This window comes from Novilysobacter longmucuonensis (genome assembly GCF_046600735.1).
Classification (GTDB): Bacteria; Pseudomonadota; Gammaproteobacteria; order Xanthomonadales; family Xanthomonadaceae; genus Novilysobacter_A; species Novilysobacter_A longmucuonensis.
In genome coordinates, this window is sequence record NZ_JBJMAW010000004.1 from 141,837 (window position 1) to 160,991 (window position 19,155).

Annotated in this window: 19 protein-coding genes; 4 read left to right on the forward strand and 15 right to left on the reverse strand. The window is 69.3% G+C overall.

Going from position 1 to position 19,155, the window contains the following annotated elements; genetic code table 11:
• Window positions 1–25: 25 nt before the first annotated feature.
• From ACJQWM_RS06195 to ACJQWM_RS06205, 3 genes are all read left to right on the forward strand, one after another.
• On the forward strand, window positions 26–637 hold the full coding sequence (locus ACJQWM_RS06195) for a M23 family metallopeptidase (protein WP_332704757.1): 612 nt from the start codon (window positions 26–28) through the stop codon (window positions 635–637).
• A 164-nt stretch (window positions 638–801) separates the two neighbouring features.
• Window positions 802–1,371, forward strand: coding sequence for a YceB family lipoprotein (locus ACJQWM_RS06200; protein WP_332704755.1), 570 nt, complete (start codon window positions 802–804; stop codon window positions 1,369–1,371).
• 62 nt (window positions 1,372–1,433) lie between these two features.
• Window positions 1,434–1,910, forward strand: a complete 477-nt coding sequence (locus tag ACJQWM_RS06205; RefSeq protein ID WP_332704753.1) for a putative toxin-antitoxin system toxin component, PIN family — start codon at window positions 1,434–1,436, stop codon at window positions 1,908–1,910.
• An 83-nt stretch (window positions 1,911–1,993) separates the two neighbouring features.
• Here ACJQWM_RS06205 and ACJQWM_RS06210 read toward each other — a convergent pair whose 3' ends face one another.
• The 6 genes from ACJQWM_RS06210 to ACJQWM_RS06235 all read right to left on the reverse strand — a co-directional run bounded on the left by ACJQWM_RS06210 (window position 1,994) and on the right by ACJQWM_RS06235 (window position 8,793).
• Window positions 1,994–2,623: a hypoxanthine-guanine phosphoribosyltransferase gene (locus ACJQWM_RS06210; RefSeq protein ID WP_332704813.1), complete on the reverse strand. Its 630-nt coding sequence runs from the start codon at window positions 2,621–2,623 to the stop codon at window positions 1,994–1,996.
• Complete coding sequence (gene nagZ / locus ACJQWM_RS06215) at window positions 2,623–3,633, reverse strand: beta-N-acetylhexosaminidase (protein ID WP_332704751.1); 1,011 nt, start codon at window positions 3,631–3,633, stop codon at window positions 2,623–2,625. Before nagZ ends, ACJQWM_RS06210 begins: the two co-directional genes overlap by 1 nt.
• A gap of 160 nt (window positions 3,634–3,793) precedes the next feature.
• Window positions 3,794–4,330 (reverse strand): CYTH domain-containing protein, encoded by a 537-nt coding sequence (locus ACJQWM_RS06220; RefSeq protein WP_332704749.1) that lies wholly within the window; start codon window positions 4,328–4,330, stop codon window positions 3,794–3,796.
• Between the two features lie 173 nt (window positions 4,331–4,503).
• A complete protein-coding gene (gene rlmD, locus ACJQWM_RS06225) occupies window positions 4,504–5,856 on the reverse strand; it encodes a 23S rRNA (uracil(1939)-C(5))-methyltransferase RlmD (protein WP_332704747.1) in 1,353 nt (450 codons plus the stop codon).
• Window positions 5,857–6,091: 235 nt separating this feature from the next.
• Window positions 6,092–6,682, reverse strand: a complete 591-nt coding sequence (locus ACJQWM_RS06230; RefSeq protein WP_332704745.1) for a YdbL family probable chaperone protein — start codon at window positions 6,680–6,682, stop codon at window positions 6,092–6,094.
• A gap of 65 nt (window positions 6,683–6,747) precedes the next feature.
• On the reverse strand, window positions 6,748–8,793 hold the full coding sequence (locus ACJQWM_RS06235) for a hypothetical protein (RefSeq protein ID WP_332704743.1): 2,046 nt from the start codon (window positions 8,791–8,793) through the stop codon (window positions 6,748–6,750).
• Between the two features lie 34 nt (window positions 8,794–8,827).
• Here ACJQWM_RS06235 and ACJQWM_RS06240 point away from each other — a divergent pair, with 34 nt between their 5' ends.
• Window positions 8,828–9,559 (forward strand): response regulator, encoded by a 732-nt coding sequence (locus ACJQWM_RS06240; RefSeq protein ID WP_332704741.1) that lies wholly within the window; start codon window positions 8,828–8,830, stop codon window positions 9,557–9,559.
• A gap of 139 nt (window positions 9,560–9,698) precedes the next feature.
• On the opposite strand, the gene recO is transcribed toward ACJQWM_RS06240, so the two are convergent.
• The 9 genes from recO to rpoE form a co-directional block, all read right to left on the reverse strand.
• The gene (recO, locus tag ACJQWM_RS06245; protein WP_332704739.1) at window positions 9,699–10,460 is read right to left on the reverse strand and encodes a DNA repair protein RecO; all 762 of its coding nucleotides are present in this window, start codon (window positions 10,458–10,460) and stop codon (window positions 9,699–9,701) included.
• Between the two features lie 220 nt (window positions 10,461–10,680).
• Entirely contained in the window at window positions 10,681–11,586 is a 906-nt protein-coding gene (era, locus tag ACJQWM_RS06250; RefSeq protein WP_332704737.1) for a GTPase Era, read from the reverse strand.
• Between the two features lie 131 nt (window positions 11,587–11,717).
• Window positions 11,718–12,398, reverse strand: a complete 681-nt coding sequence (gene rnc / locus ACJQWM_RS06255) for a ribonuclease III (protein WP_332704735.1) — start codon at window positions 12,396–12,398, stop codon at window positions 11,718–11,720.
• Complete coding sequence (locus ACJQWM_RS06260) at window positions 12,391–12,768, reverse strand: DUF4845 domain-containing protein (RefSeq protein ID WP_332704733.1); 378 nt, start codon at window positions 12,766–12,768, stop codon at window positions 12,391–12,393. The genes rnc and ACJQWM_RS06260 overlap by 8 nt, the downstream gene beginning before the upstream one ends.
• Before the next feature lie 62 nt (window positions 12,769–12,830).
• Complete coding sequence (lepB, locus tag ACJQWM_RS06265) at window positions 12,831–13,616, reverse strand: signal peptidase I (RefSeq protein WP_332704731.1); 786 nt, start codon at window positions 13,614–13,616, stop codon at window positions 12,831–12,833.
• A gap of 146 nt (window positions 13,617–13,762) precedes the next feature.
• Window positions 13,763–15,556 carry a translation elongation factor 4 gene (gene lepA, locus ACJQWM_RS06270; protein ID WP_332704811.1) on the reverse strand — a complete coding sequence of 598 codons (1,794 nt, stop codon included), beginning with the start codon at window positions 15,554–15,556 and terminating at the stop codon, window positions 13,763–13,765.
• A gap of 147 nt (window positions 15,557–15,703) precedes the next feature.
• Complete coding sequence (locus ACJQWM_RS06275) at window positions 15,704–17,239, reverse strand: Do family serine endopeptidase (protein WP_332704729.1); 1,536 nt, start codon at window positions 17,237–17,239, stop codon at window positions 15,704–15,706.
• A 121-nt stretch (window positions 17,240–17,360) separates the two neighbouring features.
• On the reverse strand, window positions 17,361–18,392 hold the full coding sequence (locus ACJQWM_RS06280; RefSeq protein WP_411306721.1) for a sigma-E factor negative regulatory protein: 1,032 nt from the start codon (window positions 18,390–18,392) through the stop codon (window positions 17,361–17,363).
• A 13-nt stretch (window positions 18,393–18,405) separates the two neighbouring features.
• On the reverse strand, window positions 18,406–19,056 hold the full coding sequence (gene rpoE, locus ACJQWM_RS06285) for an RNA polymerase sigma factor RpoE (protein WP_332704454.1): 651 nt from the start codon (window positions 19,054–19,056) through the stop codon (window positions 18,406–18,408).
• Window positions 19,057–19,155: the final 99 nt, after the last annotated feature.

The following is a 19,155-nucleotide window of genomic DNA, read 5'->3' on the forward strand; positions in this document are numbered from 1 at the left end:
CGCGTCGCGCCCCTAGCGTGGCGCCATGGCCGAGCCCGCACCCCCGCCGCGCCGCGATTACGGCCCCGCCGCGAAATCGCTGGTCACCACCGTGCTGGTATTCGGGGCACTGGCAACGTTCGCCTACTGGGCCTGGCACCAGCCATTCATGGCCTATCCACGCACGGTGCTCGAGATCAGCCGGATGCCGGTGCCGAGCGAACTGCCGGTGCCGGTGCAGGGCGTCGTCCCCGGCGCGGTCGCCGATACCTTCGGCGCCCCGCGCGGCCAGGAGCGTAGCCACGCTGGCGTCGACATCTTCGCCGCGCGCGGTACGCCGGTCCTCAGCGCCACGCGCGGAGTGGTGAGTTCGGTGCGCGAGACCGGACTCGGTGGCAAGCAGGTGTGGGTGATGGGACCGGCCCGCGAGCGCCACTACTACGCGCATCTGGACGACTGGACCGCGGGCCTGTCCAGCGGCGACCTGGTGTGGCCGGGCGACGAACTCGGCATCGTCGGCGACACCGGCAACGCGCGCGGCACGTCGCCGCACCTGCACTACGGCATCTACGGCGAGGGCGGCGCGGTGGACCCGCTGCCGCGTCTGCGCGCCGCCGCGGCCCGGGAGGCACTCGCAGCGGGCGAGCCGGACCGCTAGCCTCGCGACGGGCCAGGCTGCCAGCCCCGGCGGTTCTGGCAACACTGTGCGGGCGGGCTCGGCGCTGGTCTTTTCAGCCCGCCTACGCAAGCTGGCGCCGGCAACGACCCCTCGTCCACCGCGGCTGCGTAAGCTATCGGTCTCGCCCACCCGGATATCTCGCCATGCGCAAGGCCGCCGCGCTCCAACTCGCCCTGCTGCTGCTCGCCGCCTTGCTGCTCGCCGCTTGCTCGACGCTCAATGCGGTCGGCGCCCTGCTCGGCAACCAGGTCAGCTTCACCCAGCCGCAATTGCAGCAGTCGCTCAACCGCAATTTTCCCCGGCAATACGATCGCCTCGGCGGGCTGGTCTCGTTGACGCTGATGAATCCGCGGCTGTCGATCCCCACCGGCAGCAACCGGCTGCGGCTGGACTTCGACGTCGGCCTGGGCGCGCTCGGCAGCGACAGCACGCAGCCGCGCGGTCGCTTCGCGCTGACCAGCGCGCTGCGCTTCGATCCGGCCACGCGCGGGCTGCACCTGCAGGAACCGGCGATCGAGCACGTCGACCTGGCGGCGCTCGGCGGTGTCATGAACACCACCTCGCGCCAGCTGCTCAACAGCTGGCTGGCCGACTATGCCCGCGAGGAGCCGGTATACCGCCTCGACAACAGCCTGCTGGACCGCATCGGCACACGCCGGATCGGTTCGACCGAGATCCGTAGCGGCCTGGTCGTGGTGCACCTGGGCGACTGAGTCATGCGCATTGCATGGGACCGGTGGCTGATCGCTTCGGCGCAAACCCGCGACGCACTGGGTTGATCGACCCACACGCCCGCGCGATGGCGGCGGTGCCGCGGGTGGTGCTCGACACCAACGTCTGCCTGGACCTGTGGCTGTTCGGTGATCCGCGCGCCGCCGACTTGCGCGCCGCGCTGCACGCGGGAGGCGTGCTGGCGGTGACCGATCAGGCCTGCCGCGAGGAATGGCTGCGGGTGCTGCACTACCCGCAGTTGCGGCTGACCGATGAGGTGCGCGCCGCACTGACCGGGCAATTCGATGCGCTGGTGTTGCAACTGCCGAGCACGGCCTCGTCCGACATGCAGACGCTCCCGCGCTGCGCGGATCCCGACGACCAGAAGTTCCTGCAGCTGGCGCACGCATCGGGCGCGCGCTGGCTGGTCAGCCGCGATGGTGCGGTCCTCGCACTCGCCCGCCGCGCGCTGCGCGAGGGGCTGTTCGAGATCGTCACGCCACAGGCCTGGGCGCCGACGGCGCTGACACCACCGCACTGACATGGGCTGGCGCGGAAGCACCGGTCACGCCCGTGCTTACCCGCCATCCGGCATCGCCAACCTCGCGAGCACAGTGCGGGGGATTACTCCCGCAGCGCGTAGATCGCCGGCAGGTTGCGGCCTTTCTCGTGGTAATCCATGCCGTAACCGAACACATACCGGTCCGGCACCTCGACCCCGACGTAATCCGCGCGCACCCCGGGTACGCAGCGGTCGTGCGCCTTGACCGTCAGCGCGGCGATGCGCACCTCGGCGGCGCCCTGCTCATGGCACCACCGGCCAACCGCGGCCAGCGTGTGGCCCTCGTCGACGATGTCGTCGACCAGCAGCACGCGGCGGCCACGCAGCAGGGTGGCCGGACGGTGTTTCCACACCAGTTCGCCGCCCGAGGTGGCGCCGCGGTAGCGGGTGGCATGCAGGTAGTCGAACTCCAGGTCGAGCCCCAGGGCACCCAGTTCCACGGCCAGTTGCGCGGCGAATATCAGGCCGCCGTGCATCACCGTCAGGAACACCGGGCGGGCGTCATCGCCGCCGCCAGGAGCCGCCACGCCACCGGCATAATCGCCGTGCACGCGCACCGCCATCTGTGCGATCGCGCGCTCCAGGGTCTGGCGGTCGTGGATCAGGTCGGCGTTGGCCAGCGCCGCCTGCAGGTCGGCACCGGCTGTCCCCCCGTTGGCTGCGGCGTCGCCGGATTGCCTATCGTCGCCCATCATGCGAGCCCTTCCATGCGGTCGCGGGTCTCGCCATAGGCGCCGTCGGCCAGCAGCCCGTCCCAGCCCATCGCGCCGCGGCCGATCAGCCCGGCCAGCGCCATGGTGTTGAGCGTGCGGCCCTCGACCGCCGCCAGCGACTCCTCGACCAGCTCGGGATGGCAGACCAGCACCACGTCGCAGCCGGCGTCCAGATGCAGGTCCACGCGCGCCTTGACGCCGCCGGCGGAGAACGCCGCGGCCATGCCGATGTCGTCGCTGAACACCACGCCGCGGAAGCCAAGCCCGCCAGAAGCGCGATCGCCACGCAGGATCTGCTCGATCCAGCGCTTCGAATACCCCGCCGGCTCCGGCGCAACGGCCGGGTAGACCACGTGCGCCATCATCACCGCGTCGGCCTTGGCCTCGACCCCGGCGACGAACGGCACCAGATCAAGCGCGCGGAGCTCCTCGAGCCCACGCGGATCGACCGCATCGTCAAAATGGGTGTCGGCCAGCACCGAGCCATGGCCGGGGAAATGCTTGAGCGTGGCGGCCATGCCGGCGGCATGCATGCCGCTCACGTAGGCGCGGGTGAGCTCGGCCACCACCTGGGGGTCTTCCGAGAATGCACGATCGCCTATCGCGCGATTGCCGCGGCCCAGGTCGACCACCGGTGCGAAGCTCAGGTCGACGCCGCTGGCCTTGATCTCGCTGGCCATCAGCCAGGCATGCTGCTCGGCCAGATCAAGCGCGGCCTGGGCATCCTGGGCATATTGCGTGCCGAAGCTTTCTAGCGGCGGCAGTGCGCTATAGCCCTCGCGGAAACGCTGCACGCGGCCGCCCTCCTGGTCGACACAGACCAGCTGCGGGCGCGGTGCGGCCTCGCGGATCGCCTGCGACAGCTCCGCAACCTGCGCCCTGGAGGCGAAATTGCGGGTGAACAGGATCACGCCGGCGCAGGCATCGTGCTGCAGCCAGTCGCGCTCCTGCGCGGTGAGTTCGGTTCCGGCGACGCCGATTACGAGCATGCGGATGTCCTTGCGGTGTTCAGGAAAGGGCGCCGGAAGCGCCCGCCCGCATTGTCGCGCAGTTCGCCGGCCGGTGGCGTCAGCACGCCTTTGTAGGAGCGGCTTCAGCCGCGATCGGCCGGTCGGTCGCCCGATTTACAGATCGCGGCTAAAGCCGCTCCTACAGGTGCACGGCGGGGCCGCCACGCTCGTCCTCGCTCCACAACGCATACGGCCGCGTCGCCAGCGCGAGGTTGTAGTAGCGCACGTGGTCGGTGACTTCCGCGCCAACCCATCCCGGGCGCTCGAACACCGCATCGGCGGACGCCAGTTCGATCTCGGCCACCACCAGCCCCGCGTTGGCGCCCAGGAATTCGTCGACCTCCCACAGATGTCCCGCGTGCTCGACGTAGTGGCGGCGCTTGTCGATCAGGCCGCCGACACTCAGACCGAGCAGGTCGCGTGCGTCCTGGAGCGGGATCGGGTAATTGAACTCCTGCCGCGTGTGGCCGAGCTCGCGCGATTTCAGATTGAGGAACGCCGCCTCGCCCGCGATGCGCACGCGGACCGATGCCTTCATTGCACTGCGTCCCTCCGCCTGTGCATCCATCGCGGCCAGGTCGTTGAGATACCCCTGCGCCATCGGCACCACCTTGTGCGCCGCCGCGCGCCAGCCGTCGCCAGTGACCAGGAATTTGCGTTCGATCTCGATGGGCATGGAATACCGGTGTCATGTAGGAGCGGCTTCAGCCGCGATCAGAAAATCGTTCGCCCTGCCGTTTTTGATCGCGGCTGAAGCCGCTCCTACCGCTTGCCCCCGCCGGAAAGGAAAAACCCGGCGAGCCAGTAACGCCGCGCGCGGCGGCGCGACACAGAGCATCGCAAACGAGTCTAGGCCTGGCGCGGCTCAAACATCGCAATCGACTCCACATGCGCGGTATGCGGGAACATGTCCATCACTCCCGCCGCGCGCAGTTTCCAGCCGCGTTGGTTGACCAGATAACCGGCATCACGCGCCAGCGAGGCCGGATGGCAGCTGACGTAGACGATCCGCTTGAACTGTTTGAGCGGCAGCTGGGTCAGCACGAAGTCGGCGCCCGAGCGCGGCGGGTCCAGCAGCAGGCGATCGAAGCCCTCGCGCATCCACGACTCCTCGCTCAGATCCTTGGCCAGGTCGGCGGCATGGAACTGCGCGTTGGCGATGCCATTGCGCATGGCGTTGTCGCGGGCGCGCTGCACCAGCCCCGCCTCGCCTTCGACGCCGACCACCTCGCGCACGCTGCGCGCCAGCGGCAAAGTGAAATTGCCCAGGCCGGCAAACAGGTCGAGCACGCGGTCGTGCGGCTGCGCATCGAGCAGCTCGAGCGCACTGGCGATCATCTTGCCGTTGAGCCCGGCGTTGACCTGGATGAAGTCCAGCGGGCGGAACGCGAACTCCAGGTCCCACTGCGGCAGCGAGAACCTCAGCTTCGGCTCGACCGGCCACAGCGGGTGCACGCTGTCGACACCGCCGGGCTGCAGGAACACCGCGAAGTCGTGCGCCTGTGCAAATGCGACGATCGCCGCCTGGTCGGCATCCGATAGCGGCGTCATGTGGCGGAACGTCAGCGCGATGCCGCTGTGGGCGTCACCGTCGGCGCCGGGGATGGGATCACCGGCGATGAATTCGATCTGCGGGATGTCGCTTCGCGCCTGCAGGCTGTCGACCAGCGCCGCCAGCGCACCGATGCGCTCGCCGATCTGCGGGATCACGGTGTGGCATGCGGCGATGTCGGCGACGAAGCGTGGATCGGTTTCGCGGAAGCCGACCAGCGTCTTGCCCTTCTTCTCGACCCGCCGCACCGACAAACGCCCCTTGCGCCGGTAACCCCAGGCCGCATCGGTCAGCGGCGCCAGTACGCGTTCCGGGGTGACATGGCCGATGCGCTCCAGGTTGTCCATCAGCACGCGCTGCTTGGCGAGGATCTGCCCGGTCCCATCGAAGTGCTGCAGCGCGCAGCCGCTGCAGACGCCGAAGTGCTCGCAGCGCGGCGCCACGCGCTCGGGCGCGGCCTGCAGCACCTCCACGGTCCTGGCCTCGTCGAAACTGCGGTGGCGCCGGGTCTGCGACGCCATCACGCGCTCGCCCGGCAACGCCCCGGCGACGAACACCGCCTTGCCGTCGGGACGGCGCGCGACGCCGCGGCCGTCGTGGGTCAGGGCGGTGATTTCGGCTTCAAAGGGGGTCTGGTCGATGCGGGCCACGGGCACGGCGGGGGCAATCAGGGGGCGCGCATTGTCGCAGAGCCCCGCCCGCGGTGCTGCCCGACCAGCTGCCACGGACGCCGGTGCGGATGTAGGAGCGGCTTCAGCCGCGATCCAGGCCCGGACTGGCGCCATGCATCCGATCGCGGCTGAAGCCGCTCCTACGCTCCGAAAGAAGTCCCATTGGGGACGACCCGCGGCAGCCGCCGGTACAACCCGGCGGCTGCCGCCAGCATCACTTCTGCTGCCAGCTCCCGCCGCTCTGGTACCACCAGCCCGGGCGCGCGCTGGCGATCCACTGGCGGGCGAACACGTCGCGGATCTGCGACTCCCACTCGGGATGGCCATTGGCTACCGCGACCTCGCGGTACACCGCGCGGCGGTCGCGGTTGTCGTCGGCCACCGCCTGGTTGACCGCGACGCGGTCCTTCAGTGCGAGCTTGCTGGCGTCGCGCACGACGATGGTGCCGTCGGCGGCGAAGCCCAGCGCGCCGGCGTCGAAGCCGGCACGCAGCTGCGAGTCGAAACGCGCCGCCATGCGCGCCTGGATCGCCTGGATCGCGGGGGTCCTGATGGTGATGTCCGGCCGCGACTGCGCATGCGCGCTGCCGATGCCGACCAGCGCGAGCCAATCGATGCGCCGGTCGAGCGCGGCACTGGGATCGCCGTTGTCGCTATCGGTGGCCGGCTGGGCGTCATCGCCGATGACGTTGTCGACGAACTCCCTGGCCGCTTCCTTGGCCTCGGCGGCCGGGAAATATACGTTGATCGTGACGCAGGCCGTCAGCAGCACGGCAGCAAGCGGAATACCCATCCATCGACGCATGATCTCTCTCCTGGATTGTCAGACTACCGCCGGCCAGATTACCGCCGGTCCGGGCCGGCGCCACGTCACTCTACAACCGGGGTGACCTCGCCCGACCCCACCGCCGCCAGCCGCTCGACCAGGATCGGCCAGTCCACGCGCCGGTTGTAACCCACTACGGTGAGCCGCGGCAGCCCCGAACCGCGCACGATAGTAAAGCCGGTCGCTGCTGAACCGGAGGCCGGCGCCGGACCGAGTCCGCCCATCGTGCAGACCTCGTCGACCAGCGTGCAGGCGATGCCGAGGCGCGAATAGCCGAAGTCGTCGAACAGGCCGATCAGTTGCGACTGCAGGCTGCCGGCGAATGAGGCGTCGCCGACGCTGGACAGGTCCTGCACCGCGCGCTGGCTGATGCGCTGGCGCACGCCACGGGTGCGATCGGTCTGGAACGCGGCGTCGAACGCGGTCGGCTGCCAGTTGACCAGGCGCAGCCCTTTGATCCGGCCGTCGAGCTTGCCGGTGATGCTGCCGAAGCCGAATACGCCGGTCACCGATTCGAGGTCGAGATCATCGATCACGATGTCGGCTGAGAGTGTCGGCGCGACTCCGAACGGCCGATCCATCGCCAGCGAGGACACGCTCACGTCGCCGCCGAACAGCTGCATCGACAGCCCGCCATCGAAGGTCAGCCTGTCATCGCGATACTGCGCCTGCGGGATGCGGCCGCTGAGCGTGCCGGTGAACGCCGGCCAGTCGAGCGCCTGCGCCAGCTGGGCCACGTCGAGCGCTTCGAGCTGCAGGCCGAAGCGGATGTCCAGGCGCTGCTCCGGCGAGGGCGGACGGACCTGCAAGTGCTCGAAGCGGGCACGGCCGCCGAGCATCGGCAGCACGACCGGTTGCCGCAGTCGCAGTTCGCCGCCACCGCTGGCAAAGGGCAGCTGGCCGCCGGCGAACGCCAGCCCGTACAGCGAGCCGGAGCGCCAGCGCAGTTCGCTGCTGACCGGCTGCTGCGCCGAGTACCGCACATCGCCGCGCAGGCCGGCGAACGAGAAGCGCCCGCCGGGGTCTTCGATGCTCGCATCGGCAAGGTCAATGGCGGCCTCGCGCAGCACCCCGTCGCTCATGCGCAGCTGCGCCCGGGCCGATCCATCCAGCTGCAGCCCGCCCAGGCCGGCCACGCCGAGCCAGCCCGAGAGGTAGGCATCGGCGAGCGCGCCGAGGTCCGCGCTGCGCAGGTGCAGGTCGAGGTCGCGCAATCCGGCCTCGGTCGACAAAGCCGCGCTGCCGGTGGCGGAGAGAATGTCGCCGTCGCGCCAATGCAGCCGTGGCAGCCGCCAGCCCTGCTGCAGATGCCGGGCCGCCACGATCTGCAGGCCGACGGGGCGTTGCTGCAACGAGATGTAGCTGGTGCCGAACAGCAGTTCGCCGCCGCGCAACGCCCCGTCGATCCGCACCCGGTCCTGGTCGCCGAATGCTGCGTCCAGCTCGATGCGCGCCCCGAGGTCCTGGGCCGCGATGCGGCCGTCCTCGGTATCCAGCGCGGCGGCGGTCAGCTGCAGCGGCCCGGCGACCCGCAGCGGCCCGGCACCGGCCGCGGTGATCGTGAGTTGCCCATCGAGCCGGCCGCCGGTGATGCGCGCCTGCGGCCACGCCTGGCGCAACAGCGCCTGGGTCCACGCCAGCGGGACGCGGGTCAGGTCGAGCCGGGTCGTTTCGGGAGTTGCGGCATTGCGGTGCAGTTCGATCCGGGCGTTGCCGCGGCCCAGCGCCGCCTCGGTACGCACCGGGTCGAACGCCAGCGCCAATCGCATCGGCGCGCCGGCGCCGCCGCGCAATTCGCCTTCGCAGCGCCAGCCGCCCTGCCCGTCCCGTTGCAACGGGCAGCGCCAGTCGAGATCGCCGAAGCGGTAGCCCAGCTCCGGTGCATGCACGCGGCCGGCCTGCAAGCGCAACTGTCCATGCGGCGCGTGCGCCGGCCACTCCAGATGCAGCTGCACCGACTCCAGTGTCGCCACCGGGGTGATCACCCGCGCGATGCGCGCGCTCATCGTGCGCGCCTGCGCATCGCCCGCCACCAGCGCGGCGCACAGCGACACACACGGCAACAGCAGGCGTAAGATCGCTCGCGACATGGCGGCAGGATACCCAGCGGCAAGCGAAACGGTCATGAAACCTGCAACCTGCCCGCGCGTGCTGCTGGTCGAGGACGACCCGACCAGCCGCGCATTCCTGACTGCCGCCGCCGTGCGCACCCCGGCCGAAACCGACAGCGCCGACTGCATGTCGGCCGCACTGGCGCTCGCCGATGGCGAGCCCTACGACCTGTGGTTGTTCGATGCGCAGCTGCCCGACGGCTCGGGCATCGAACTGTTGCGGCAGCTGCGCGAACGGCACGCGGATACGCCGGCGCTCGCACACACCGCGTGCAGCGAGCCGTCCACGCATGCAGCGCTGCGTGCGGCCGGCTTCGCCGATGTCGTGGTCAAGCCCTTGCCCGCTGCCGCCGTGCAGGCGGCGATACGCGGCGTGCTGGGGCTTGCGGCTGCGCCGGAGGCGATCGGGCCATCGCCGCACGAGGGGCCCATGCCGCTATGGGACGATGATGGCGCCGCGCTCGCACTCAACGGCAACCGCGAGCACGTGCAGGTCCTGCGCGGGCTGTTCCTGCAGGAACTGGCGCAGGCCGGCACACGCATCGGCGAGGCCCTTCGGCGCGGCGATGTTCTCGAGGCGCAGCAGGAGCTGCACAAGCTGAGGGCCAGCTGCGGCTTTGTAGGTGCCAGCCGCCTCGCCGCCGCGGTGCACGCGTTGGCGTTGCAGCCGCGACAGGAGGGGCTGTGCAAGGGCTTCACGCAAGCGGTGTACGAGACGCTCGACAGCCACGGCGCGGGTGATTGAGCCAATGCACATCCGTTGGCGCGGCTGCCCTGAAGATGCGCCAGCGCAGCCTGCCGCGCTCGGCCGGCGGGCCTAGGTACTCGACTGCGCCGGGTGCCGGGTGCAGCGGAGCAAGCTCCGCTCTACCGTACGGGTCGCTTCAGCAAACTGGGTTGCCTGGGTCCGGCGCAGGCGGCTTCGGCGCGACCCGCGCCAGCTCCCCCAGCATCTCCCACGACTTCAGCCCGCGCGGGCCCAGGTGATGCGCCAGTACGCCCCGCATCGCGCGGCGCAGGCCACTGAGGTCCTCGCTCGCCGGCTCGCGGTCGCGCGCCAGGCACAGCAACGCCTGGCCGGTCGCCGCGCCGGCGCGGTCGGCCGCGCCTCTGTCGCTGAGCAGCCGCCGGGGGCCTTGTTCGGGGTCGAGCCGGTAGCGCGCGGCCGGATCGATCGCCTGCCCGTCGCCGTCGTGGTGCCAGTCGAAACCGAAACCGAGCGCCTCCAGCAGGTCGCGCTCGAAGCGCCGTAGTGTCCACCCCAGTGGCTCGCCCGCGCGCAGGCGCTCGCGGGTGATCGCATAGGCCACGAACAGGTCCGGCTGCGGCTCCTGCCTCGGCGCCAGCCGCAGCGTCACCTCGTTGAGATAGAACCCCGCCAGCATCGCCTCGCCACCCAACCTGGGCGCGACATCCAGCGCCTCGGCCGAGACCAGCCGTGCCAGCTCGCCACGCAGCACGGCATCGAAACGGATCGACTGCAACGGCTGCAACGCCGCCCGCAGCACCTGCCGCTTGGGCCCCTGCACCCCGCGCGCGACCAGCCCGAGCCGCCCATGTCGCGCACTGAGCACCTCGACCAGCAGGCTGGTCTCGCGCCACGGGCGCGCATGCAGGACGAAGGCGGGTTCGGCGGTCAGGCGCATGGGACTCGGGACTCGGGACTCGGGACTCGGGACTCGGGACTCGGGACTCGGGACTCGGGACTCGGGAAAGGCTAAACCCTGTCATCCAAGCGCAGCGAGGAATCTGCTTCTGGCTCGAAGCCACCAAGACGAACAGCAGGTCCCTCGCTGCGCTCGGAATGAGAGATGCCGTTGCTGTCGCTCCCCCGAGTCCCGGGTCCCGAGTCCCGAGTCCCGGCCTTCAATCGTGATACCCGAACGTCCGCAGCGCCGCCTCGTCGTCCGACCAGCCCTCGCGCACGCGGACCCAGGTTTCCAGGAACACCTTGGCGTCGAACAAGCGCTCCATCTGTTGCCGCGCCTTGGTGCCGATCTCGCGCAGGCGCTCGCCGCCCTTGCCGATCACGATCGCCTTCTGGCCATCGCGTTCGACCCAGATCACCGCACCGATGCGCAGCATGGACCCGTCGACGGCGAAACTCTCGACCTCGACCGTGGTCGCGTACGGCAGCTCTTCGCCGAGCTGGCGCATCAGCTGTTCGCGGACCATCTCGCCGGCGAGGAAACGCTGGCTCTTGTCGGTGATCTCGTCCTCGCCAAAGAGCGCCTCCTGCGCGGGCAAATGTTGGAGCACGTCCTTGACCAGCGCCTCCAGGCCCTTGCGCTTGAGCGCGGATATCGGATGCACGCCGGCAAAGTCGCGGCCTTCGCTGATCTTGCCCAGGTACGGCAGCAGGACGGTCTTGTCCTTGAGCCGATCGACCTGGTTGACCACCAGGATCACCGGCAGGCCGGCGCCCCGTAGCGCTTCGTAGGCGAACGTATCGGCCTCGTCCCACTGGCCGGCGCGCACCACCAGCAGGGCGACGTCCACGCCCGCGAGCGCGCCGCGTGCCGCGCGGTTCATCCAGCGATGCATCGCGCTTGCGGTCGAAGCGCCCTGGTCGCGGTGCAGGCCGGGCGTGTCGACCAGCACCAACTGACCTTCCGGGAAGGTCGCAATGCCGAGCAGGCGATGACGCGTGGTCTGCGGGCGCGGCGAGACGATGCTGACCTTGGCCCCGACCAGCGCGTTGGTCAGGGTCGACTTGCCGACGTTGGGACGGCCGATGACGGCGACGTGGCCGGCGCGATGATCTGGGTTCATGCGGGAATTGTAGGCAGTTCGGCGTGGGCCGGGGTGAGTGCCGACGTGCCCTGCAGGCGCGCCCCATGGGCGCGAGCTTTTCAGACCGTCCGCCGCGCGTCAGGCCACGCGGTCGCGCCCATGGGGCGCTCCTACAAGAGCTGCTCTTTACCGCGTGCGACCTGGATCGCCGCCAGCGCGGCCTCGGCGGCCACCTGCTCGGCGCTGCGCCGGGAGTTGCCCTCGCCTTCGGTCAGCAGCACCGGCTCGGCCACGCGGCAACTGACCCGGAAAGTCTTGGCGTGGTCCTCGCCGCTCTCGGCGACCAGCTCATAGACCGGCAGCGGCTTCTGGCGGCCCTGGAGCCATTCCTGCAGCCGGGTCTTGGCGTCCTTGCCGACCTTGTTGGGCGGCGGCAATGCCGCCATCGCCGGTTCGAACCACGGCAACACCGCGGCGCGGCAGGTTTCGAAATCGGCGTCGAGGTAGATCGCCGCGACCACCGCCTCCAACGCGTCGGCAAGAATCGAGTCCCGGCGGTGCCCGCCTGACTTCATCTCGCCCGGCCCCAGGGTCAGGCGCGCCCCGAGCTCGAGCTCACGCGCGATCGGCGCCAGCGCCGATTCGCGCACCAGCTCGGCGCGCGCGCGGGTCAGCGCGCCTTCGTCGACACCGGGCCAGCGCAGGTACAGCGCCTCGGCGGTGATCAGGTTGACCAGCGCATCGCCGAGAAACTCCAGCCGCTCGTTGTGCGGGGCGCCGGCACTGCGATGGGTCAGGGCCTGCGCGAGCAGGTCCTGGTTCGCGAACCGGTAGGCGATGCGATCAGTCAATCCCGCCCCGGCGAATGTTGCCGACCGCGTGGAACCTGCCGACCACGTCGAGGTTGCCGATCAGCGGCTTGCGCACCTCGTACTCGACGGTCATCACGAAACCGGCGTCGCGACGCTTGATGTCTAGGTGCTCGCGCTTGATGTTCTCGGCATAGCTGACGTACAGCCGGCGGAAAAACAGGTCGCGGATCTGCGCCGGACTGCGGTCGGCCATGCCGGGTTCCTCCTCCATCGCGCCCAGCGCCTGCTTGACCGAGTAGTACTCCGAATACATCGGGATCAACTTCATGCCCATGTAGACGAACACGCCGACCACCGCCAGCACGATGATGAACCCGATCAGGGTCATGCCACGTTGCGTACGTTTCATCCGGTTGCTCCCCCTAAGTGTGCTGTCGCCATTGCCGCGGAATGGCCCGGACCGGGCCACGGTCACGGGATGCTGCTGCCGATGCGCGAGAAATCGATATCCCCATCGAAGTTCATCCAGATCAGGAACGCCTTGCCCCGCAGCGCCCGCTCGGGCAGGTAGCCCCAGTATCGGCTGTCTTCGCTATTGTCGCGATTGTCGCCCATCACGAAATAGTGACCTTCCGGTACCACCCACTCGCCCTGGCCCTGGTCCAGGAACGGCAGGTTGAGACGTTCCAGCACGGTATGCGACCCGTCCGCCAGGTGCTCGCGCAGCTCCTCCGCGCCGGTCATCTCGATGCCGTTGCCGATACCCCGGTAGGCGCCGAGCGCCTCGTAACGCAGCGGCTCGCCATTGATGAAAACGGTGTTGTCGCGATACGCGATGCGGTCACCGGGCAGGCCCATGACCCGCTTGATCCAGTCCTGGTCGGGGTGGTGCGGCGGCCGGAACACCACCACGTCGCCGCGCTCGGGCGCGCCCAGGTCGACGAACTTGTGGTTGTTGATCGGCAGGCGCAGCCCGTAGGCGAACTTGTTGACCAGGATGAAGTCGCCGGTCAGCAGGGTCGGCATCATCGAGTTGGACGGGATGCGAAAAGGTTCTGCGATGAAGCTTCGCAGGATCAGCACCGCCAGCAGCACCGGGAAAAAGGCCTTGGAGTAGTCGACCAGGACCGGGTCCTTGCCGTCGTCGAGCAGGCTTTCGTTGGCCGCGCGGCGCTTGGCGAAGAACAGCCGGTCCAGCAGCCAGATGAGGCCGGTGGCGAACGTGAGGCCCACCAGGGCGATTTCGAACCAACGCATTAGCTACTCCTGAGCGATCAGAGAGCGGGAACGGGAATCAGAGATCGCGGAACAGGCACCAGCTAACGTGTAAGGCTCGCCCCGCATCGAGCGGCCCGACGCTGCGTAACCACCGTTCCCTGTTCCCGACTCCCCTATTGCCCGCCCTACTTGTTATCCACCTGCAACACCGCCAGAAAGGCTTCCTGCGGGATCTCGACCCGGCCCACCTGCTTCATCCGCTTCTTGCCGGCCTTCTGCTTCTCCAGCAGCTTCTTCTTGCGGCTGATGTCGCCACCGTAGCACTTGGCCAGCACGTTCTTGCGCATCGCCTTGACCGTGCTGCGGGCGATGATCTGCGAGCCGACCGCGGCCTGGATCGCGACGTCGAACATCTGCCGCGGGATCAGCTCGCGCATCTTCTCGGTGATCTCGCGGCCACGGCGGTCGGCATGGGCGCGGTGGGTGATGATGCTCAGCGCGTCGACCTTGTCGCCGTTGATCAGCGTATCGACCAGCACGAACGGGCCGGCCTGGAACCGCAGGAAGTGGTAGTCCAGCGAAGCATAGCCGCGCGAGACCGACTTGAGCCGGTCGAAGAAGTCCAGCACCACCTCGGCCATCGGCAATTCATAGCTGATCTGCACCTGGTTGCCGAGATAGTTGATGCCGATCTGGCTGCCGCGTTTTTCCTCGCACAGGGTGATCACGTTGCCGACGTAATCGGGCGGGGTGAGGATGTTGGCGCGGATGATCGGTTCGCGCACTTCCTCGATCAGGTTGACCTGCGGCAGCTTGGACGGGTTGTCCAGCGGCATCACCGTGCCGTCGGTTTTGAGCACCTCGTAAATGACGGTCGGCGCGGTGCTGATCAGGTTGAGGTCGTACTCGCGCTCCAGACGCTCCTGCACGATCTCCATGTGCAGCATGCCCAGGAACCCGCAGCGGAAACCGAAGCCCATCGCCTCGGAGCTTTCCGGCTCGAAGCGCAGCGCAGCGTCGTTGAGGCGAAGCTTGTCCAGCGCCTCGCGCAGGTCCGGGTAGTCGTCGGCATCGACCGGGAACAGGCCGGCGAACACGCGCGGCTGCATCTCCTGGAAGCCCGGCAGCGGCTTGGACGCCGGATCGCTGGCCAGGGTCAGGGTGTCGCCGACCGGTGCGCCGTGCACGTCCTTGATGCTGGCGTTGATCCAGCCGACCTCGCCCGCGCCCAGCCGGGCCATGTCCTTGCGCTTGGGGGTGAACACGCCGACCTTGTCGACCAGGTGGGTGCGACCGGTCGACATCACCAGGATCTTGCTGCCGGGGGTGATCTCGCCCTGCATGACCCGCACCAGGCTGACCACGCCGAGGTAGTTGTCGAACCACGAATCGATGATCAGCGCCTGCAGCTTGTCGGTGTCGCGCGGCTTCGGCGGCGGGATGCGGGCGACGATCGCCTCCAGCACATCCTCGATGTTGAGCCCGGTCTTGGCGCTGATCGCGACCGCATCGGTCGCGTCGATGCCGATGACCGCCTCGATCTCGGCCTTGACCTTCTCGATGTCGGCGGTCGGCAGGTCGATCTTGTTGAGCACCGGCACCACTTCCAGGCCCTGCTCCACCGCGGTGTAGCAGTTGGCGACCGACTGCGCCTCGACGCCCTGGGCGGCGTCCACCACCAGCAGCGCGCCCTCGCACGCGGCCAGCGAGCGGCTGACCTCGTAGCTGAAGTCGACGTGGCCGGGGGTGTCGATGAAGTTGAGCTGGTAGGTCGTGCCGTCGCGCGCGGTGTACGGCAGCGACACGGACTGCGACTTGATGGTGATACCGCGCTCGCGCTCGATCGGGTTGGTGTCGAGCACCTGCGCTTCCATCTCCCGCGAGGTCAGGCCACCGCACAGGTGGATGATGCGGTCGGCCAGGGTCGATTTGCCGTGGTCGACGTGGGCGATGATCGAAAAATTGCGGATCTGCTGCATGCGGGGGCGCGGCACTTGAGGCTGCGGGGGGCCTGAGGGTAACGGGCGATTATCGCATACGGCAGGCGTGCCAGCGGGGCGGACGCCCCCACAGAAGCGCCCGCCTGGCGTGCGACAGCTCAGCCTGCCCGCATCAACTTTTCACAATCAGCCTGCCTCGTCCTGCGGCGTCACTGCGATGAACTGGCTGCTGCCGCGGCGGCGGACCAGCAGCATCACCGTCTCGCCGGACTGGACCTCGGCCAGCGCGCGGTCGAGCTCGGCGGTCGAACCCACCGATGCGCGCCCGACCGAGAGGATGACGTCGCCCGATTCAACCCCCGCGGCACGCGCGGCCCGGCCGTTGACGCCCGCGATCAGGACGCCCTCGTCGGCTTCCAGGCCCAGCCGCTGCCGCTGCGCCGGGGTGATGTCCTGCGCGATGAGGCCCAGCGGGTTGGCCGCTGCCGGCGACGACGGCCCGCCGGGACTCGCCGAGGCCGGGCCACGGCCTTCGTTCATCGCCACGTCGAGTTCGCCCAGCACCACGTCGAGCTCGATGTTGCGGCCGTTGCGGAACAGGGTGATCTCGGTGCGCGTGCCGGGCGCCTTTGCGCCGATCAGCGGCGGCAGGTCACTGAAGGTGTCGACCGGGCGCCCATCGACGGCGCGGATCACGTCGCCCACTTCCACGCCGGCCTCGCCGGCCGCGCCACCGGGCTGCACGGTGTTGACCAGCGCGCCACGGGTATCGGGCAGTCCGAGGCCTTCGGCACCCTCGGTCGTGATTGCCTGGATGCCCACGCCCAGCAAGCCGCGGCTGACCCTTCCGGTGTCGCGCAACTGCTCGGCGGCGTTCATCGCCACGTCGATCGGGATCGCGAAGCTCACCCCCATGTAACCACCGGAGTTGGAGAAGATCTGCGAGTTGATGCCGACCACCTCGCCGGAGGTGTTGAGCAACGGCCCGCCGGAATTGCCGCGGTTGATCGCCACGTCGGTCTGGATGAACGGCACGTACTGCTGATCGGCATAGGGATTGCTGCGGCCGACCGCGCTGACGATGCCGGCGGTGACCGAATGCTCCAGCCCGAACGGCGAGCCGATCGCGATCACCCACTGCCCCGCCTTGGTGGTGCGGGCATTGGCCAGGCGCAGCGATGGCAGATCATCCTCGGCGTCGATCTTGAGCAGGGCTATGTCGGATTGCCGGTCGCTGCCGACCACCTCGGCCTGGAATTCGCGGCGGTCCGACAGGCGCACCTGCACGGTGTCGGCGCCTTGGACCACGTGGTGATTGGTCAGCACGTAGCCGTCTTCGGAGATCAGGAATCCGGTGCCTTGCGACACACCGCCGCCGCGAGGGCCTTCTGGCATCCCCGGCATTCCGGGCACGCCGGGTGTGCCGGGGCCGAAGAAGCGGCGGAAGATCTCGGGGATCTCCTGCTGGCCCGGCATCTGCTCGCTCGGGCCGCGCCGCGGCTCGGTTTCGGCGCTGATGTTGACCACCGCGGGGCCGACGCGCTGCACCAGCGTGGTGAAATCCGGCAGCCCGGTCACGATCGGCGCGGACGGGGTCTCCGATGGAGGTGGCGCGATCGGCTCGGACGCGGCCCGGGAGCCGGGCGATTGGGCGGTGCAGGCGATCGGCAGCGATGCGGCGAGCACACCGATCAGGGCAATGGCGCGAAACGGTCGGTTCATGGAATCGGCCTCGGAGTTGCTGGGAAATGACAGGAGCGTAGGTCGTGGCCTGGGAAGGCCGCGCGACGGCCAAGGGGCGGCGATGCGGCAAAGTCAGATGCGCGGGATCAGAATCGCGGGATCAGAACCGCGGCACCGGCGGACCGGGCGACGGAGCAGGTGGCGCGGCGTCAGGACTCGCGGCATCGGGCTCGGCTGGCGGCGGCATCCGCGTCGGTAGCGCCAGCTCGGCGGCCGCGGACCGGTTCGGTTCGAACGGATAGAACGACGGTGCAGCGGCGCTGCTGTCGAAAGCCGCGGTCATGGCGCCGCTGGTCTGGTAGCCCGGCAGCACCGCACGCGGCCACGGACGGGTCGCGCTGTCGACCGGCGGCGGGCGGAAGGGGTTGGCTGACGAGGCCGGTGCGGCGCTGGCAACCGCCGACGGCACGGCTGCCGCGGCGACGCCTGGTGTAACGGCTGGTGCGGTGCCCGATGAGCCCGCGGCTGCGGCGAGGACCGGCACCTGATTCTGAGCCACCTCCTGACGCACGCGCAGCCCTGCGCGCAGGCTTTGCGCACGCGAGCGGCGGTCGGCATTGCGGCGCGGCACCTCGGCCACCGCCACGGCGGCGGCAGCCAGCCCGGCCGCGGTGTCGGCCGGCGATGACGGCGCCGACCGCGCCGGCTCGGGGCTCACCGCTTCGGCCGCGGATGCGGGCGCCGTTACCGCCACCTGCGGCGACATGGCCGGGCTATCTGGCGCAGCCGTATCGGACAACGGCCGCGCGACGAACAGCGCGACCATCGCCACCGATGCCGCCAATGCCGCGCCCGGCAGCCAATTGCGATGCGAACGCGCGCGTGCGCCGACCGACGCCAGCGGGGCCTCGACGCGGTCTGGGTCATCCGCGGTCTCATCCGCGACCGCCTGCGCCACGCGCTCGGCGAATCCGCTTGGCGCGAGGCCGGCCGCCTGCCCGCGCAGCACGTCGCCGGCCAGTTGCCAGCGCCCGCAGGTCTGGCGCCACTCCGGGTCATGGCCGAGCCGCTTGAGCGCGAACCGTGCCGCATCGCCCTGCAGTTCGCCGTCGTACAGCGCACTCAGGGTTTCGCGGTCGCCGCAGGCGCGTGGCGTCCCGTCGGGACGGGTGTTTTCGGATTCGAGCGTCATGGTGGTGGCGTGGTCATTGGCGGCGTGCCGGGGCGTCGGTATCCAGCAATGGTTGCAGTTGCACGTCGATGGCCTCGCGGGCGCGGAAGATCCGCGAGCGCACGGTACCGATCGGGCAGCCCATCCTGGCGGCGATCTCCTCGTAGCTTAGGCCGTCGACCTCGCGCATGGTGATCGCGGCGCGCAGTTCTTCGGGCAACGATTGGACCGTGCGCATCAACGTACGTTCAATTTCCTGCCGGGCCAATTCATGTTCGGGGGTGTCGTTGTCGCGCAGGCGGATGCCGGTGTCGAACTGCTCGGCGTCGCCGGCATCGACATCCTCGGTGGGCGGCCTGCGCTTCTGTGCGACGAGATGGTTCTTGGCAGTGTTCACGGCGATCCGGTGCAACCATGTATAGAACTGCGCGTCGCCGCGGAAATTCGGCATTGCGCGGTAGGCGCGGATGAAGGTCTCCTGCGCGACGTCCTGGCACTCGCTCCAGTCGGCGATGTAGCGGCCGATCAACCCGACGATGCGGTGCTGGTACTTCTGCACCAGCACGTCGAACGCCGAGTTGTCGCCACGCTGCACGCGCCCGACCAGTGCCTGGTCCAGCTCGTGGGCGGACTCCTCGTGCGGAGCGCTCGCGTTGCTCGATGGGACAACCTCGTTATCGGCCATGCCGCGCCGGCACTCCTGTCAGCTCGGCCGCGGCCGAACAATGGGACACCCTGGTCGGGGAAAAGTTCAGTGTTCGAATCTTCATTCCTCGTGAACATC

What these genes read in the sequence shown, in the direction of transcription:
- rpoE (WP_332704454.1), bottom strand. Translation starts at nt 19,056, where the DNA reads ATGGCCGATAACGAGGTTGTCCCATCGAGCAACGCGAGCGCTCCGCAC.
- ACJQWM_RS06240 (WP_332704741.1), top strand. Translation starts at nt 8,828, where the DNA reads ATGAAACCTGCAACCTGCCCGCGCGTGCTGCTGGTCGAGGACGACCCG.
- ACJQWM_RS06275 (WP_332704729.1), bottom strand. Translation starts at nt 17,239, where the DNA reads ATGAACCGACCGTTTCGCGCCATTGCCCTGATCGGTGTGCTCGCCGCA.
- recO (WP_332704739.1), bottom strand. Translation starts at nt 10,460, where the DNA reads ATGCGCCTGACCGCCGAACCCGCCTTCGTCCTGCATGCGCGCCCGTGG.
- ACJQWM_RS06210 (WP_332704813.1), bottom strand. Translation starts at nt 2,623, where the DNA reads ATGGGCGACGATAGGCAATCCGGCGACGCCGCAGCCAACGGGGGGACA.
- ACJQWM_RS06280 (WP_411306721.1), bottom strand. Translation starts at nt 18,392, where the DNA reads ATGACGCTCGAATCCGAAAACACCCGTCCCGACGGGACGCCACGCGCC.
- ACJQWM_RS06230 (WP_332704745.1), bottom strand. Translation starts at nt 6,682, where the DNA reads ATGCGTCGATGGATGGGTATTCCGCTTGCTGCCGTGCTGCTGACGGCC.
- nagZ (WP_332704751.1), bottom strand. Translation starts at nt 3,633, where the DNA reads ATGCTCGTAATCGGCGTCGCCGGAACCGAACTCACCGCGCAGGAGCGC.
- lepB (WP_332704731.1), bottom strand. Translation starts at nt 13,616, where the DNA reads ATGCGTTGGTTCGAAATCGCCCTGGTGGGCCTCACGTTCGCCACCGGC.
- ACJQWM_RS06235 (WP_332704743.1), bottom strand. Translation starts at nt 8,793, where the DNA reads ATGTCGCGAGCGATCTTACGCCTGCTGTTGCCGTGTGTGTCGCTGTGC.
- ACJQWM_RS06220 (WP_332704749.1), bottom strand. Translation starts at nt 4,330, where the DNA reads ATGCCCATCGAGATCGAACGCAAATTCCTGGTCACTGGCGACGGCTGG.
- era (WP_332704737.1), bottom strand. Translation starts at nt 11,586, where the DNA reads ATGAACCCAGATCATCGCGCCGGCCACGTCGCCGTCATCGGCCGTCCC.
- ACJQWM_RS06200 (WP_332704755.1), top strand. Translation starts at nt 802, where the DNA reads ATGCGCAAGGCCGCCGCGCTCCAACTCGCCCTGCTGCTGCTCGCCGCC.
- lepA (WP_332704811.1), bottom strand. Translation starts at nt 15,556, where the DNA reads ATGCAGCAGATCCGCAATTTTTCGATCATCGCCCACGTCGACCACGGC.
- ACJQWM_RS06260 (WP_332704733.1), bottom strand. Translation starts at nt 12,768, where the DNA reads ATGAAACGTACGCAACGTGGCATGACCCTGATCGGGTTCATCATCGTG.
- ACJQWM_RS06195 (WP_332704757.1), top strand. Translation starts at nt 26, where the DNA reads ATGGCCGAGCCCGCACCCCCGCCGCGCCGCGATTACGGCCCCGCCGCG.